This is a genomic window from Cytobacillus sp. EB106-05-05-XG126, assembly GCF_058791715.1.
The window spans coordinates 221671-236777 of record NZ_JBYTDU010000004.1; the positions used below are offsets into that span (position 1 = coordinate 221671).

Here is a 15107-nt window from a genome sequence, read left to right on the forward strand (position 1 = left end):
TGCAGGAATTATTGGCAGCTGTCATCTTCACATCGCCCTGTATAAAAAAAGTCTGGTGCCGTAGTTTATTTTTGACCGCCACCAGCCAATGCCCTCTTAACTTCCCGAACAAATCGTTTTTCATCATCCAGCATAATGAGATGATCGGTGTCTTCATAAATGACGATATCCGTAAATGGATGAATTGCCTTCATACGAGAAGCATAATCCAGTGAAAATTCTTTATCGGTATTTTCATTTAAAGCAATCATCAGTGTTATGTGTACTTCTTCCGGGATCCCTGCCGCTATTTTTTCCGGGTTCAGTTCCCATTCTGCCTTCATGTATCCCAGCTGTCCGTCATCATTAATTTTGTATTGATATTTGTTTTCTGCATCATTCCAGACAATTTGATCCAGAACGGCCTGCTCAATGGCTGGGTTCCATAAAGAAGGATTATCCCCCTTCATAAACTCGATAAAGCTGGATTGGCTTTCGAAGATATGATCGGGCATCGTTCCATTTTCAATATCTGACCATGATAAGCCCTCTGTCTTACTGAATGGATAGTATCCTCCATCCACTAAAATTAAATTCTTCACATTTTGATACAGACTTGTATAAACCAGGGCAACGGACGCCCCGATAGAGCTCCCCGCCATACATACCTTACTGCTTAACCCAAGCGAAGCAATTAGCTCATGGATTTCCCTCGATACCTCTTCAAAGGAATAGTGATCTAACGCGTTACTCTTACCATGGCCAGGCAAGTCAATTAAAATTAAATAATAGGAATCTTTCAAGCCATCAACAACGGGTTCCCAAATCTTATTCGTCCAGCATAAACCATGGATAAAAACGATTGGCGGATTTGCCCGATCCCCTGCTGTGACATAATGAATATGGTTTGTCATCATTTAACTCCCTTTCTTTTTTCCTACTGATCTCCCTTTTGCACCAGCTTGATTTCATCAATTCTCCATTTCTCCTCTCTGTCAAATCGTCCTGGCGCCTTAACCATAACAAATTGATAATCCTGTTTAATGTCCTCTGCCGTATGATAGGTAAGGAAGATTTTATCATTTTCAATTCTGAACGCTTTAAGATCAAGAGCCGCATTTGGCACCCATTCAAACCCTTTTTCAAAGAAAAAGCCGCAAGGACAGTTTCCTTCACTATCAATTGTGTAGGATCCTGCCCCGTCTTTTAGGGCAATAAACCCATTCGCCTCCTCAAAGGTTTGTACGGCCTTGTATGTTTCAACCTCCCTTACAGCATCAGCAAATTCTTTATATTCTACAGCAGACCGCAAAGACTCGATTTCCTTTTCCAATTCCGAAAGGGTTACTTCTAAATCCTTATTTTCCTTTCTTTCCTCATCCAGCATACTAGCTTTCATTTCATATTCTTTTTTAAAACTTGCGGCTTCCTCAGCTAACTGATCCTTTTCCTTCCGCAGCACCTCAGCCTTGTTTGAATTATTTAAGCCATCCATGATAGCCAAAACGGCAATCATCAATAGAATAAGAAAAGCATAAGTTTTATAGTTTCTTTTCATAACTTTCACTCCCATCCCAGCCCGAAGTTCCACCAGCTGTGCTGCCCATTACATGCAAAAGAAGCCCTTCCGGACGGAACTGCTTTTCTACCATTTATTATTCCACTTATTCCTGTTATTTTGATATTCGCCCCTGAAAATATAATCGGCACTTTTATCTGAGCTCCATTGTGCCAAAAACGTGGAAATTGTCATAAATATCCCGCCAACAAGAAAACCGGCCATATAATAGCCCATAAAAAATAAAACAAAGGAACCTACAAGGGTTAGAATCATGATCGTAAGCAGCCAATTTATAACTTGCTCTTTTGTTTCATGCTTCATCTTATCCCGCCTTATCGGAAAGTAGAGTTGTATTTATTTTCTAAATATTACCTCTATTTTAACATAAATTCCCTTTCGGGCAGCATAAAAAATAACCTTGACCTCTTGGATCAAAGTTATCAGATTCTTACTCAAACTTCCCGGCACATTCCCGAATCGCTTCACCTTCAAACGTAAAAATGCCGCTTCTTGGTGGTTTCACGGATTGAATCATGGCTTGAGCCAATATTTCTGTCGGCAGCGGTTCCTGAGAACGAAGCAGTCCGAATTTATTAAAAAACTTTACGGCTTTCATTCCGGCAACCTCCATGGTTCTATCACTATTTTTTCGTACCAGCACAGGCGGCTTAAAGATTGTCACACCAGGAAACCCTAAATCTTTTACCGATTCTTCCAGCTGCCCCTTCATCCTTGGATAAAATAAGGGAGAATTAGGCGACGAGCCTCCTGAAGATACCAAAACATAATGACTGACATGGTTTTCTCTGGCTATGTTGGCAAACTGATATTGGTAATCGTAATCGATTTTCCATTGCGCTTCCTTACTGCCCGCAGCTTTTAAGGTCGTTCCCAAACAAGAAAACAAGACATCGCCTTTCACGGAATGCTTCCATTGTTCGGATTGATCAAAGTCAATCACATGCACCTTTAATTTCTCATGCTGGATAGGAAGACCCCGCCTGACAAAAACATCTACCTGATGAAAGGACTCATCTTCCAGCAGCAAATCCAGCAGGTCCCTGCCTGTTGCTCCCGTAGCCCCTATTATTAATGCGTGCATTTTTTTCTCCTTCTATTCTGGATAGTTTCTTTCAATTATATATTACATTCAAATATAGGGAACTAAAGATCTATTTGCTCGCCTGATTCCATCAGTCATTGTCCTAAACCTGAATAAAAGCTTGTTTAAAGGGTAATATAACTCTATAAAACTTTTACGAGGTGAGGGAAATGTCTAACATGATCAATCAAGAAGAAATTGAAACACTGCGAGAGTTAATCAAAGACATTGACACGGCCATGCTTACCACGGTTACGGAGGAAGGACTTGTGTCCCGTCCAATGAAAACACAAGAAGTAGAATTTGATGGTGACTTATGGTTCTTCACGAAAAAAGAGACTGCTAAGTATGAGGAAATTCTTCATGATCAGGATGTTAATGTGGCTTATGCAGGCAAGTCCTATGTTTCCGTCCGCGGAAAAGCGGAAATCGTTGAGGACTTGGAAAAGAAAAAGGAATTGTGGAGCAAAGCATATGAAGAAATCATGCAGACATCTTATGATGATTCCAACGTTGTCCTTATAAAAGTAAAAACGGAAGCGGCCGAATATTGGGAGACTGGCAATTTTACGAAAAAAGCAGCTTTTCTCTTTAAACGCATGACAGGGCAAAACTCTAAATCAACAGATATTAACGAAACAGTTGATATGAATAAATAAAGCAGAAATGGATTGTCTGGATGACAATCCATTTTTGTTGCGACAGATGAGTTCATTTTGACCGATTATGCCCCCCCCCCACTTTTTTGGCTGCCCAAAAAAATATTTTCAGCTTTAGATTTCATTTATCTTAGGAATTAGGAACGGAATTTTCCTTTTCATCATCCGCACTTCCATTTTTAAGGATTTCATTAATTTCCCCAACATCCCCTTTGGCATTAATGATTTCAAATATCTGATTCAGTCCTTCACTTGTTTCCTGATCTTTGTCTTTCATTAGAATCCCTCCATATAAAGTGAAACTTCAATCAGTGGGGGTTTTCCTTATCCCCCACTGATTGTTAGTTGAACCAATCGGGCCTTTACGGGCAGTTTGACCCCCACTTATCCTTCTTTGATTCCTCTGAATCTTGAAGCGGGGGTCTTACTGCCCGTTAGACTGCGATAAAAATCTTTCATTATAGGGTTTCCAACTTTTCCGTTTATATCCAAACAGACACCGTCTCATCTCCCTCCCTGTGATGATGCTTCTTAACCCCCTGAAAATTCCTTTTGACAATTTTAAGTAATCGGAGTAAATTCATATCATAGTATATTCAAATAATCAGATATACAAATTATAAAATTAAGAAGGGTTAGGCATGCAAAACAAATCAATTTTTACTGGAAGATATAGCGGATATTCCTTACAAGGTTTCCAGAAGGATCTTCTGTCGGGTCTTGTGGTTGGCGTAATTGCTATTCCATTAGGTATGGCGTTTGCCATTGCTTCAGGAGTAAAACCTGAATATGGAATTTATACGACAATCATAGCAGGGATTTTGATTTCACTGTTCGGCGGGTCGAAATTTCAGATCGGAGGACCTACTGGTGCATTTATCCCTATCTTGTTTGGGATTGTGATGACATATGGATATGAAAACCTATTAATTGCCGGATTTATAGCAGGGGTTATATTATGTTTTATGGGGATTTTCCGGCTGGGGTCTTTGATTAAATTTATTCCGAGGCCTGTAACGATTGGGTTTACAGCAGGGATCGCTGTCATCATTTTTGCCGGTCAAATTGCCAACTTTTTAGGACTGACAGGTGTTGAGAAGCATGAATCATTTCTTAGAAATATAAATGAAATTATCGTTCACTTTCATACCATTAATGGTTATAGTGTTTTAACAGGCGGGATTTGTTTAGTGACCATCTTACTGACATCTAAATTTTTCTCCAGGATACCCGGATCTCTTGCGGGATTACTGCTTTCTACGCTTGTGGCGATTTTCTTCTATCCAAATCAAGTAGCAACGATTGGATCAACATTCGGGGATATTCCAAGTTCGTTGCCCCATTTTGAGATTCCGGAGATTACGTTTGAAAAAATACAGCTGTTAATCGGACCTGCCTTCATTATTGCTTTACTTGGCGGCATTGAATCATTATTATCTGCAGTAGTGGCCGATGGAATGACAAAAAGTAAGCATAATAGTAATCGAGAACTCATAGGCCAAGGAATTGCGAATGTAATTACTCCATTTTTTGGCGGGATACCGGCTACAGGCGCAATAGCCAGAACAGCCACAAATATTAAAAACGGAGCCATTTCTCCATTTTCCGGAATCATCCATGGAATCGCGGTTTTGCTAATTTTACTGCTCTTTGCCCCTTATGCGTCGACTATCCCTTTAGCAAGTATGGCCCCGATTTTAATGGTCGTTGCTTGGAACATGAGCGAGAAGCAGGAATTTTATCATGTATTAAAAACCAGGACTGGTGATTCACTTGTTTTAGTTGTGACCTTTTTATTAACGGTTTTTGCAAATTTAACGATTGCTGTTGAGGCAGGTCTCATATTAGCTATACTACTATTTACGAAACGTATGAGTGATATGATGGTAACCTCAAAATCACTGCCCAATCATGAAAACAAACATGGAAAAATCCAATCTCACATGGTGACAGATACTCATGACTGTCCTCAAATTAGTATTTATACTGTAGATGGCCCATTATTTTTCGGGGATGCTCAATCGTTCGAACAGTCAGTCATGAATACGTTCAATCATAATACGAGAGTTTTACTATTAAGAATGGGGAAAGTCCCGCTGCTGGATACAACGGGCGAATATTACTTATCCAAAGTTGTAAAGGATTTCTCAAAACACGGGATTATTTTAATATCTGGAATAAAACCTCAGCCAAAACAGGTGCTAAAAAAGACAGGATTATATGAATTTATAGGAAAAGAATATTTCTTTGAACATACTGGTGAGGCGATTAATTTCTCACTTACACACTTAAATAAAGGTAAATGCCTGGGCTGCAAACACTTTGCGTTTAGAGAATGTACAGTCTTTTCTGGTGAAGAAAGTGATAGGCAAGAATTAAGAAAGGCTGCCAGTTCATCTTAAAAAACGATTTGAAAGAGAGGGCCAATAAATTGAACCTTGAAATCCAGCAGTTTAAAGCTGAATTTTTTAAAGCTCTTGCACATCCGTTAAGGATTAGGATATTGGAATTATTAGCGGATGGAGATAAAAATGTTAATGAAATTCAAAGCCTTGTAGGAAGTGAAGGGTCTGCGGTTTCACAGCAATTAACTGTTTTAAGAGCTAAAAACATTGTCACGGGAACGAAAGATGGAAATCGTGTTATCTATTCCTTAAGAGATCCCATGATTGTTGAATTACTTCAAGCAGCACGCCAAATTTTTAATAACCACCTTGTCGATACGATCGAAATGCTAGATAAGTTTAATGATGATGATAATACCGAACAGCCTTAAACGGCGATTATGAAAAAACAGATGAAATCAGGTGACTAAAATGTTAACGGGATTAATAATTGTTGGGGTTTTGATTGTTTTAATTGTGCTATTCTTAAGTGTTATCACAACTTCTAAAGCCTATAACTTTAAGCATACCGTGGACCCCTTAGAAAACAATCCAAATAGAAGCGAAGATCGCCAAGTACAAAATAGTAACAATAAATAATAATAGATGCCACTTCAGCAAAAATAAGGGATAATCCTTCTTGGATCATTCCCTTTTTTATTTGTTTACTATCTTTTACCGTTTCTTTATCAAATCAACTAATCTCACTAATGACCAAGTGAACAATAATAGAGGCAACCCGATTAAAGCCACTACAATTGCTACTCCAATAATGATAACCATTGTTTTTTCCTCATCTCATTTATGAAAAAAAATCAGCCTGGGCAGCAGCTGATTCTTGAAAACCTGGATCTTCATTAAAATATCTATTTCGAAATGAGATATTTCTCTTTGAAGGCTGGACTTAGTTCACTCCACACATCAAATTTATTGCCGTCTAAATCATAAAAGACAAAGTTTCTTCCAGAGTGTCCTCTGTCTTCGATCTCTCCTACTCTTATTCCATTTTGCTTAAAGTCTTTATGTATGGCTTCTAAGGCACTTAATCCATCAACTTCAAATGTAAGCGAAAATCGCTCATTGCCGTAAATATCAAAGAAATTGGCACTTTGACCTTCTTTAGATTTCACAAGAAAAATACTCTGATTGGCAAAATTTAAAATTGCTTTGTCCTGATCTTTGTAGCTTAACTCTGCTCCTAATTTATTTACATACCACTCAGAGGAAAGCTCTACATTTGTTACTGGTATGTAGGTTGTACCTACTCGTAATAATTTCTCGCTCATTTTCGTCATCTCCCAAATTTTAAAATATTTGCTTTTAATGTAAATAAATAAACCGTGAATATATATATGGATGATTCTCCTATTTTGCATGACTGCCTCTGTTCTTACGAGTTCATTCCTGTCCATTTAAAGTATCAATTGTATCCCAGCCGTAAACAAGTTCATAAAGTTTCTTTCCTGCAATCTCAACTTCAATCTTATCAATAACCTTGCCGCCCACGGCCTCATAAAATAACGTGGAATTATTATCCGCTAATACAAAAACGAGCATGGTGTTCATCCCTGATTTCCCCAATTCCTTAGTTACAGATTGAACAAGAGCCTTACCTATTCCTTGCCCTTGAAACTCTTTCAAAATATAGATGGAAGTGAGTTCTCCCTGGAATTCTTTGTACTCCCCACTTCTTTCCTTGCCGCCAGATGAAAAACCAACAATCTGTCCTTCATCATTTTCTGCCACAAAGACAATCCCCTTTGGAATAATATTAATCCATAACTCTTCACGGCTTTGATATGATAAATTCTCTAAGAATTCATCTGGGATAATATTTTTGTATGTAGTTCTCCAGCTGTCAACGTGTACCTTAGCAATTCCGCCTGCATCTGATAATTTAGCTGCCCTAACCTTCATATAACACCCCCCTTTTCCGTTCGTACAATGCAGATTATAGTGAATCATTATTTCTAGGCATTAATTTAATTAATGCTGCTATAAAAAATGCTCTCAAAAGTTTAGGTATGATATTACTTATAATAGAGTCATCAAATATGTACCTAGCCTGGTTTTATGGTTTTTAATTTCCTTCCTGGAATAAAAGCTCATTTAGCATCACACCTTAACCTGCCGGCGGAATAACCCCTGAAATAAGCAGAATAAACAGCACTAATCCAATGAAGAAAAAAATGATGGAGGATGTGAAGACTGGCCCCCTCCTAAACACAAATACTTCCCGCTTTTGGATAAGGCCTGTTTGAGCGCTCGCCTGTGAGGAACTGAAATCGGAAATGACTCCCCCGCTGCTTGAAAAGTAAAAGCTAAGGCCAGCAAAAGCCATTCCAGTAAAAAACATGACCTCAATGAACCTTACAGAGAATGTGGAGGCAACAAAAAGTGTTACACCTACTTCAATCAAAAAAGTCAGAAGCAAAACAATAAAATATTTAGTCCGTATATTTTTCTCCTCCTTTTCAAGTACCTTCTAAACTTTAGTTTAACATATTTTTACAAAAATTACTTTATTCTGAAAATAGAGTACAGGCGGTCAATACACCAAATTTTGAATGGCATGTCCTGTGATTAAACTTTACCTTGCCGAATGGAATTGCCTCCTTTAATCTAGTAGTAAATAAAATTGCCAGAGGTGGCCAAAGTGTCGAAACTTTTTAAATTAAAACGGCCGGGGCTTTTCGGGCAAATGGTTCTGCTTGTTCTTACTGTACTCATACTTTGCATACTGTTAATCATCATTTCTTTTTCCTCCATTATTGATCAAATGATTGAGAGAACAACTGGACAGCAGGCACTGACCGTTGCGGAATTGGTTGCTGAAAACGATTCTATTATTGATGCCTTTGGTGCAGAACATCCGGCACAACTTATACAGCCGATTGCCGAGAAACTTAGAGAGCGGACAGGTGCAGATTATATTGTAATAGCGAACGAGGATGGCATCCGTTATTCCCATCCCTACCCGGATCAAATAGGGAAAGAGACAGAAACACGCAACAAAGCCCCGCTCGCAGGAGATTCTGTTATTTTCATAGGAAATGGCGTCTTAGGAGAAGCAGTTAAAGCGAAAACACCCATTTATGATGAGGCAGGTACTATTATCGGTGTTTCTTCCGTTGGCTTCTTAACGAATGAAGTAGAAAGTAGAATCTTTGTTTATCAGCTGCGGGTAGCAGCTTTCGGCGGACTTGCCCTTCTGATTGGCATACCAGGCGCATTTTATATTGCCAGACGAGTCAAAAGGCTAATATTTAATTTAGAGCCCGAGGAGATTTCCCATGCCTTTTCTGAAAAACAGGCTATTCTGGAGTCGATTGGGGACGCCACTCTTGCCATCAGCCCTGCGCTCCAAATTTTATCAGCCAATAAAAAAGCGCGTGACATTCTGGGGGAGCATGCAGAAGGTACACTGACAGAGCCTCACTTGAAAGCGCTTATCAGAACTGCATTGCAGAATCCGAACCGATTAATCCAGGAACAAGCGCTCATCAAGAACTCGATATATATTGTAGACATTTCGCCCATCTTAGCTGAAGAAACGGAAATATCAGGTATAGTGCTGACTATCCGCCCCTTCTCTGAAGTAGAAGATCTGGCGAATGAACTTATTGAAATCCGGCAGCACGCGAACCATATTCGGGCACAGACCCATGAATATTTAAATAAATTGAACACATTAAACGGGCTCCTGCTACTGGAGCGTTACGAAGAGGCTAAGGCATTCATGAAGATGGAGGTGCAAGAACTGCAGCAGACTGTCACCTTTTTAATGTCCACCATTAAAGATCCTTTAATTGTTGCCGTTCTTCTTGGGAAAGTGAACCGGGCCAAAGAAATGAAAGTCTCGATCACCTTTGATGAAAACAGCCAATGGCTGGACTTCCCTGATACCATTCAAAGTGAACATGTCGTTACTGTAATTGGCAATTTGATTGATAATGCCCTTGAAGCATCTTCTGAATGGAAAGGAAAGAACGCCGCTGTCCACTTGTCCTTTACAGACTATGGAGACGAGCTTGTTATGGATATTGAAGACAATGGCAAAGGCATGACCTCCGAAGAAGAAGCCTACTTTTTCACCGAAGGAGCCACAACTACAAACCACCCGCAGCACGGCCTGGGCCTGACAATCATGCAGCATGCACTAAGCCAGCTTGGCGGGGAATGGTACCGCACAGACCGGTTAGAAGGAACATGTATGACCATCGCCATTCCAAAAAACAATTCTGAACACACAACCGCGGAGGAGAGAGAAAATCATGACTAACCCATCTATTGGGGTGCTTATCGTTGAGGATGACCCTGTCGCTTCGTCTGTATATGAACAGCTTATCCAAAAAAGACAGGATTTCACTGTCATAGGGAAAGCACAAACAGCTTCTGAAACGATTCAATTGCTAAACGTGATTACACCTGACTTGATCTTGCTCGATGTTCACCTGCCGGACGCCAATGGCATTGATTTGCTGTTTCAGATCAAACACAACCATCGCCATATCGATATCATCATGATAACAGCTTCAAATGATGCTAAAACCGTAAGAGATGCCATGCGCGGGGGAGCATATAGCTATCTGCTGAAGCCTATAATGGTTGAAAGCTTTTTTTCAACTTTTGAAGGGTACAGCCAAACAAGACACACCTGGCAAGCCAATGCTCATATTAAACAAGATCAAATACAGCGGCTCTTTCAAAAAAGTCCCCCTGCTGCGGAGACAAAGCACGAGGCTGAAGCTTTGCCAAAAGGCATCGACAAACATACACTGAGAAAAGTTACACAAGCAATGAAAGCAGCATCCACAAGCCTGAATGCTGAAGAAGTAGGAATGCAAATTGGCGCAAGCCACTCCACGGCAAGGCGCTATTTAGAGTATCTGGTTTCTATTGAACTTGTGGAAGTGGATATAGTCTATGGGAGTGTAGGCCGCCCCGAACGCCGATACAAACAACTCTAGCAAGCCCTCCTATAAAGGGGCTTGCTTTTTTTCTGAAAACAGAACTCCTGCCTCCCATATCCCCACTTCAAGGATCACCGGTAACCCGTAAGTTTTCATCTCTAGTTTCATAAAAAATATGAAAATTATGAAATTATTATGTTTTATTCAACTTAAACAACTAATCTAGCCTTTGAGGAGCACCCCTGATAAAGTGAGTCAAAAGGAAGCGCTTACAAATAATTAGGAGGGGTTTTATGCTCGCATTGCTTGGATATTGCATGGTTGCTGTTTTTATGGCTTTAATTATGACGAAACGAATGTCTGCCCTATTGGCATTAATTATTGTGCCGATCATATTTGCTTTAATTGGCGGGTTTTATACCGGGATTGGAGATATGATGCTTGAAGGGATTAAGCAAGTTGCTCCTACAGGCGTGATGCTTGTGTTTGCTATCCTCTATTTCGGCATTATGATTGATGCAGGCTTGTTTGAACCAATTGTGAATACGATTTTGCGTATTGTTAAGGGGGACCCGCTAAAGATAGCCCTCGGAACTGTTGCTCTCGCGTCGCTGGTCGCTCTGGACGGAGATGGAACAACAACGTTCATTATTACTGTCACAGCCATGCTGCCCCTATACAAAAAGCTGAATATGAATTTATACATGCTGGCAACGCTCGCCCTTCTCTCCATCGGCGTTATGAACATGACACCCTGGGGGGGACCGACAGCCAGAGTCATCAGTTCTCTGCAGCTTACAACCGAAGAAGTATTCCTTCCGCTGATTCCTGTAATGGCAGCCGGCATTCTTTTTGCCTTCCTTGCTGCCTGGTATTTTGGCATGAAGGAACGCAAACGAATTGGAATCCGCTCAATGGATGATTCCGCTATCAAGGAGCTTCAGGCTGCAGAGGAACAGATAGCTGCTGCAGTCAGCAGAGAATCGCTTGCAGATCTGCAGCGTCCAAAGCTGATTTGGATAAATGCAGGACTGACCCTAGCTCTTCTGATTGCCTTAATCGCCGGATTGCTGCCGCTCCCTGTTCTCTTTATGTTAGGCTTTGCGATTGCCGCGATGATTAATTACCCAAACCTGGTGCAGCAAAAAGAACGTGTTGCCGCGCATGCTGGAAATGTCCTCGCAGTTGTCGCCTTAGTCTTTGCTTCTGGTATATTCACAGGAATCATGAACGGAACTGAAATGGTGGATGCAATGGCGACAGCGCTTGTTCAAGTCATTCCGGATCAACTAGGATCACAGCTGCCATTAATTACAGCGATCACAAGCATGCCATTTACGTATTTCATGGCGAACGACCCCTATTATTATGGAATTATCCCGATCATAGGAGAAACGGCTGCGAGCTACAATATTCCTATGGCTGAAATTGCCCGTGCATCAGTGCTCGGCCAGCCTGCTCACGTGCTAAGCCCGCTCTATGCCGCAGGGTACCTGCTAGTCGGAATGATTGGCATTGACTATGGCCAAAATCAGCGCTTTGCATTAAAATGGGCAGTTGCCTCTTCACTATTTATGATTATTGCTGCGATTGCATTTGGCGTTATTTCGATTTAATATGAATACTGCTGTTTTTCACCTCGCAGCTGATCCTATGCTATAATTTGAAGGGTAAAATAAACATAGAGGTGACAACCCTTGGCCATACATGTCGTACTATATCAGCCGGATATTCCGGCCAACACCGGAAATATTGCCCTGACTTGTGCTGGAACGGATACAGCTCTGCATTTAATCCGGCCGCTTGGCTTTTCAACAGAGCCGGAAATGATCCAGCGGGCAGGCTTTGATTTCTGGGACTCTGTGAACATATCGTATTATGATTCCATGGATGAATTTTTCTCAAAAAACCAGGGCGAGTTTTACTATATTGAAACTTTTGGTGAACAGGCCCATTCATCCTTTGATTTCAGTGATGTCTCAAAGGAGCACTATTTTATGTTTGGAAAAGAAACCACAGGCTTGCCAAAAGACTTGCTGGAAGAAAATAAAGATCACTTTTTAAGAATCCCTATGAATGGCAATGTCAGATCACTAAACCTCTCGAGCACAGCTGCGATATTGGTATACGAGGCATTGCGCCAGCAGGGATTCCCGAATATGAAATAAACCATCTTCTGCGCTGGAAGATGGTTTATCTTTGCCCTCCTATAAAAGACATTGATTCAGTCCCCCTATCTCTTTTTAGCACCTTCAGGTCCATCATTTTTCCGGTTTCAGAATGGTTCTCTGCAGGGGAACGCCTCCCATTGAAACATTTCGTTCTATGAAAATATAGGTCTTGCCATCAATAATGAATTTCCGACTCCCTATATAACTGACCTCTCTCCCTTGATTGGCAAGTTCAATCTGGATTGCTTCAACATACTCTTTAAAGTCCACATACCTCTCATCCAGATCAATGGTGATATAATTTTTTCTATATCCCATTAACCAATTAAAACCAAATAGGCATAAACCAAGTATGGTCAAAAATAGTATGATTTCCATATTGAGGTTTCACCTCCCTGTAATACTAATGTATGAGAGTAGTATACATTCGTTTCACGTAAAGGTTTAATCTCCCTCTATCCTAACATAATATTCCAAACACAAAAAAACAGAGGGCATTTGGGGTTCCTCTGTTTTTTTTATAAACTTAATCCCTTTTTAGCTTTCCTTCCATCAGCCGGGCCATTTGCTTAGAATTAGAATCATTCTCTTCATAGAGTTTATGAATGATGTTTTGATAGTCTCTTTCATTACGGTTCTGGCTTAGTTTATCGGCAGCTTGAATTTCCTGTACTTTTATCTTGAATCCAACAATTCCCTTTAGCTGCTGTTCTACAAGCTCAGGAGAAAGTGTATCCCATAAGACAGGATTTTTGCGATGCTTTTCATATTTTTGAAGCAGAATGGCCAGGTCACCCTTTAATTCCTCTTCACTCAGAATACTCGCTTGCCCATATACATGGACAGCCTGATAATTCCAAGTCGGCACATTTTCTTCTTCATACCAGGAGGAAGAAATATAAGCATGCGGCCCCTGGAACATCACCAGTACATCTTCAGAGTCTGCAAATGTTTTCCATTGAGGGTTCCCGTAAGCCATATGCCCTGTTAAATAGCACGTATCTCCTTCATTATTTAGCTGCAGTGGCACATGAGTGGCAATGGGCCTTCCTTGTATTACTGTGACGATCGTGCCAAACGAGTTACTTTGAACAAACTCCCATACTTCATCCGCATTTGTGACTTTATAGTATTTTGGAATATACATAACCATCCGCCCTTCGAAAAAATTAGTTAAGAGTCTTGGCCATTATAAAATCCGTTTGTTCTTCATCACCCATATAAAAAGAATGGGCTCCCGTTTGGACAAACCCCATTTTCTTATAAAAGGCAATTGCCTTTTCATTTTTTTCCCATACACCCAGCCAAATTTTCTTTTTATTAAGCTCCATCGCACTTTCAAGGGCTTTATGGAACAGATACTTACCAAGCCCTTGTTTCTGAAATGGGCTTCTGATATAAATCCTCTCGATTTCAAGTGCTTCATCGCCCATTTCTTCAGTCTGAGCCTCATCGGTATTGACCTTTAAATACCCGGCTGTCTCGCCCTCAAATTCAACAAAATAGAACTGTGATGAAGGGTGGGATAGTTCAGTCTCTAATTGCTTTAGGTTAAATGCCTTTTCCAAATAGGCTTCCATATTATCGGGTGAATTTTGATCCTTAAATGTCTCATAAAAGGTTTCATAGCTAATTTCCTGTAGTCTGCTTAAATCTTCAAGCGTACATTTTTTTATATTAATAGCCATTATGACTCTCCTTCAATAATTTCTCTTGTTCCCCTTTTTCACATATTCCCAGTCTTTCTCTACATTTTTCCTAACTTTTTGGAGCAGGCTGAAAATGATTTCTGCTTCTTTTTCGTTGAATCCCTCTAAGGCAATCGCATTGGAATATTCATGTTCTCTTTTTATGAAAGGAAAAGCTTTTTTCCCTTTCTCTGTTGGGAAGAGCTTCCTGATTTTCTTGTTCTGTTCATCACCTTTCTTTTCTATAAAACCGTTCAGTTCAAGCTTTTTAATCGCACGGGCCGCTGTTGTCCGATCTACTTTTATCATTTCAGCTAATTTTTCCTGAATAATTCCTGGTTGTTCACATATTCGCACAAGGTACAGATACTGCCCTTTTGTAAGGTCAAGCTCTTTAAATTCGATATTGCTTATGGAATCCAGCGCCCTCGCAATCATGCCAATTTCACGTAGAATTTCCAGCGTAGTCAGCTCCTTAACACAAATTTTGTTGTAAATACAACAATGGTGCAATGTATTCAATCTAACTTATTATTGTTGCATTTGCAATAAAAATAAACAAATATTTTGCAGCCTTTTTAATGGAGATGCATGGGTCCAATTATAAAATAGAAAGAGCACTCTTCCACTGCAATATAAACCTATCCATC

19 protein-coding genes are annotated in these 15107 nt (G+C 40.2%); 8 read left to right on the forward strand and 11 right to left on the reverse strand.

What is annotated here, in order from left to right:
* Positions 1–65: 65 nt before the first annotated feature.
* The 4 genes from AC3WTL_RS15650 to AC3WTL_RS15665 all read right to left on the reverse strand — a co-directional run bounded on the left by AC3WTL_RS15650 (position 66) and on the right by AC3WTL_RS15665 (position 2642).
* Positions 66–896 carry an alpha/beta fold hydrolase gene (locus AC3WTL_RS15650; protein ID WP_492369722.1) on the reverse strand — a complete coding sequence of 277 codons (831 nt, stop codon included), beginning with the start codon at positions 894–896 and terminating at the stop codon, positions 66–68.
* Positions 897–916: 20 nt separating this feature from the next.
* A complete protein-coding gene (locus AC3WTL_RS15655; RefSeq protein WP_492369723.1) occupies positions 917–1537 on the reverse strand; it encodes a hypothetical protein in 621 nt (206 codons plus the stop codon).
* Positions 1538–1624: 87 nt separating this feature from the next.
* Complete coding sequence (locus tag AC3WTL_RS15660; RefSeq protein ID WP_076263557.1) at positions 1625–1861, reverse strand: hypothetical protein; 237 nt, start codon at positions 1859–1861, stop codon at positions 1625–1627.
* A gap of 127 nt (positions 1862–1988) precedes the next feature.
* Positions 1989–2642 (reverse strand): NAD(P)H-binding protein, encoded by a 654-nt coding sequence (locus AC3WTL_RS15665; RefSeq protein WP_095244188.1) that lies wholly within the window; start codon positions 2640–2642, stop codon positions 1989–1991.
* Positions 2643–2812: 170 nt separating this feature from the next.
* Between AC3WTL_RS15665 and AC3WTL_RS15670 the strand changes: the two genes are divergently transcribed.
* Positions 2813–3301 (forward strand): pyridoxamine 5'-phosphate oxidase family protein, encoded by a 489-nt coding sequence (locus AC3WTL_RS15670; protein ID WP_095244187.1) that lies wholly within the window; start codon positions 2813–2815, stop codon positions 3299–3301.
* A gap of 130 nt (positions 3302–3431) precedes the next feature.
* On the opposite strand, the gene AC3WTL_RS15675 is transcribed toward AC3WTL_RS15670, so the two are convergent.
* Positions 3432–3578 (reverse strand): hypothetical protein, encoded by a 147-nt coding sequence (locus AC3WTL_RS15675; RefSeq protein WP_179288998.1) that lies wholly within the window; start codon positions 3576–3578, stop codon positions 3432–3434.
* Between the two features lie 364 nt (positions 3579–3942).
* Between AC3WTL_RS15675 and AC3WTL_RS15680 the strand changes: the two genes are divergently transcribed.
* From AC3WTL_RS15680 to ytzI, 3 genes are read left to right on the forward strand one after another with little or no spacing between them, the layout of a single operon-like run.
* Positions 3943–5703, forward strand: a complete 1761-nt coding sequence (locus AC3WTL_RS15680; RefSeq protein WP_492369724.1) for a SulP family inorganic anion transporter — start codon at positions 3943–3945, stop codon at positions 5701–5703.
* 29 nt (positions 5704–5732) lie between these two features.
* Entirely contained in the window at positions 5733–6077 is a 345-nt protein-coding gene (locus AC3WTL_RS15685; RefSeq protein WP_095244180.1) for an ArsR/SmtB family transcription factor, read from the forward strand.
* Positions 6078–6117: 40 nt separating this feature from the next.
* A complete protein-coding gene (gene ytzI, locus AC3WTL_RS15690) occupies positions 6118–6285 on the forward strand; it encodes a YtzI protein (protein WP_076259822.1) in 168 nt (55 codons plus the stop codon).
* A gap of 266 nt (positions 6286–6551) precedes the next feature.
* On the opposite strand, the gene AC3WTL_RS15695 is transcribed toward ytzI, so the two are convergent.
* Together AC3WTL_RS15695 and AC3WTL_RS15700 are read right to left on the reverse strand one after the other, a co-directional pair.
* Positions 6552–6971: a VOC family protein gene (locus tag AC3WTL_RS15695; protein ID WP_095244179.1), complete on the reverse strand. Its 420-nt coding sequence runs from the start codon at positions 6969–6971 to the stop codon at positions 6552–6554.
* Between the two features lie 112 nt (positions 6972–7083).
* Positions 7084–7602 (reverse strand): GNAT family N-acetyltransferase, encoded by a 519-nt coding sequence (locus tag AC3WTL_RS15700; protein WP_492369725.1) that lies wholly within the window; start codon positions 7600–7602, stop codon positions 7084–7086.
* A gap of 739 nt (positions 7603–8341) precedes the next feature.
* On the opposite strand from AC3WTL_RS15700, the gene AC3WTL_RS15705 reads away from it, so the two are divergent.
* The 4 genes from AC3WTL_RS15705 to AC3WTL_RS15720 all read left to right on the forward strand — a co-directional run bounded on the left by AC3WTL_RS15705 (position 8342) and on the right by AC3WTL_RS15720 (position 12766).
* Positions 8342–9967, forward strand: coding sequence for an ATP-binding protein (locus tag AC3WTL_RS15705; RefSeq protein ID WP_492369726.1), 1626 nt, complete (start codon positions 8342–8344; stop codon positions 9965–9967).
* Positions 9960–10655, forward strand: coding sequence for a response regulator (locus AC3WTL_RS15710; protein WP_492369727.1), 696 nt, complete (start codon positions 9960–9962; stop codon positions 10653–10655). The genes AC3WTL_RS15705 and AC3WTL_RS15710 overlap by 8 nt, the downstream gene beginning before the upstream one ends.
* 236 nt (positions 10656–10891) lie before the next feature.
* Positions 10892–12214, forward strand: coding sequence for a CitMHS family transporter (locus AC3WTL_RS15715; protein ID WP_492369728.1), 1323 nt, complete (start codon positions 10892–10894; stop codon positions 12212–12214).
* A gap of 81 nt (positions 12215–12295) precedes the next feature.
* Complete coding sequence (locus AC3WTL_RS15720) at positions 12296–12766, forward strand: tRNA (cytidine(34)-2'-O)-methyltransferase (RefSeq protein ID WP_492369729.1); 471 nt, start codon at positions 12296–12298, stop codon at positions 12764–12766.
* A gap of 93 nt (positions 12767–12859) precedes the next feature.
* Here AC3WTL_RS15720 and AC3WTL_RS15725 read toward each other — a convergent pair whose 3' ends face one another.
* The 4 genes from AC3WTL_RS15725 to AC3WTL_RS15740 form a co-directional block, all read right to left on the reverse strand.
* Positions 12860–13147: a hypothetical protein gene (locus AC3WTL_RS15725; RefSeq protein ID WP_492369730.1), complete on the reverse strand. Its 288-nt coding sequence runs from the start codon at positions 13145–13147 to the stop codon at positions 12860–12862.
* Between the two features lie 148 nt (positions 13148–13295).
* Positions 13296–13916 (reverse strand): FMN-binding negative transcriptional regulator, encoded by a 621-nt coding sequence (locus tag AC3WTL_RS15730; protein ID WP_492369731.1) that lies wholly within the window; start codon positions 13914–13916, stop codon positions 13296–13298.
* Positions 13917–13938: 22 nt separating this feature from the next.
* Positions 13939–14457 carry a spermidine/spermine N(1)-acetyltransferase gene (paiA, locus tag AC3WTL_RS15735; RefSeq protein ID WP_492369732.1) on the reverse strand — a complete coding sequence of 173 codons (519 nt, stop codon included), beginning with the start codon at positions 14455–14457 and terminating at the stop codon, positions 13939–13941.
* A gap of 12 nt (positions 14458–14469) precedes the next feature.
* Positions 14470–14895, reverse strand: coding sequence for a MarR family winged helix-turn-helix transcriptional regulator (locus AC3WTL_RS15740; protein ID WP_492369745.1), 426 nt, complete (start codon positions 14893–14895; stop codon positions 14470–14472).
* Positions 14896–15107 lie beyond the last annotated feature (212 nt).

Bases quoted from the DNA above. Each gene is read 5' to 3' on its own strand.
- AC3WTL_RS15650 (WP_492369722.1), bottom strand. From the start codon at position 896: ATGATGACAAACCATATTCATTATGTCACAGCAGGGGATCGGGCAAAT.
- AC3WTL_RS15655 (WP_492369723.1), bottom strand. From the start codon at position 1,537: ATGAAAAGAAACTATAAAACTTATGCTTTTCTTATTCTATTGATGATT.
- AC3WTL_RS15660 (WP_076263557.1), bottom strand. From the start codon at position 1,861: ATGAAGCATGAAACAAAAGAGCAAGTTATAAATTGGCTGCTTACGATC.
- AC3WTL_RS15665 (WP_095244188.1), bottom strand. From the start codon at position 2,642: ATGCACGCATTAATAATAGGGGCTACGGGAGCAACAGGCAGGGACCTG.
- AC3WTL_RS15670 (WP_095244187.1), top strand. From the start codon at position 2,813: ATGTCTAACATGATCAATCAAGAAGAAATTGAAACACTGCGAGAGTTA.
- AC3WTL_RS15675 (WP_179288998.1), bottom strand. From the start codon at position 3,578: ATGAAAGACAAAGATCAGGAAACAAGTGAAGGACTGAATCAGATATTT.
- AC3WTL_RS15680 (WP_492369724.1), top strand. From the start codon at position 3,943: ATGCAAAACAAATCAATTTTTACTGGAAGATATAGCGGATATTCCTTA.
- ytzI (WP_076259822.1), top strand. From the start codon at position 6,118: ATGTTAACGGGATTAATAATTGTTGGGGTTTTGATTGTTTTAATTGTG.
- AC3WTL_RS15695 (WP_095244179.1), bottom strand. From the start codon at position 6,971: ATGAGCGAGAAATTATTACGAGTAGGTACAACCTACATACCAGTAACA.
- AC3WTL_RS15700 (WP_492369725.1), bottom strand. From the start codon at position 7,602: ATGAAGGTTAGGGCAGCTAAATTATCAGATGCAGGCGGAATTGCTAAG.
- AC3WTL_RS15710 (WP_492369727.1), top strand. From the start codon at position 9,960: ATGACTAACCCATCTATTGGGGTGCTTATCGTTGAGGATGACCCTGTC.
- AC3WTL_RS15715 (WP_492369728.1), top strand. From the start codon at position 10,892: ATGCTCGCATTGCTTGGATATTGCATGGTTGCTGTTTTTATGGCTTTA.
- AC3WTL_RS15725 (WP_492369730.1), bottom strand. From the start codon at position 13,147: ATGGAAATCATACTATTTTTGACCATACTTGGTTTATGCCTATTTGGT.
- AC3WTL_RS15730 (WP_492369731.1), bottom strand. From the start codon at position 13,916: ATGTATATTCCAAAATACTATAAAGTCACAAATGCGGATGAAGTATGG.
- paiA (WP_492369732.1), bottom strand. From the start codon at position 14,457: ATGGCTATTAATATAAAAAAATGTACGCTTGAAGATTTAAGCAGACTA.
- AC3WTL_RS15740 (WP_492369745.1), bottom strand. From the start codon at position 14,895: ATGATTGCGAGGGCGCTGGATTCCATAAGCAATATCGAATTTAAAGAG.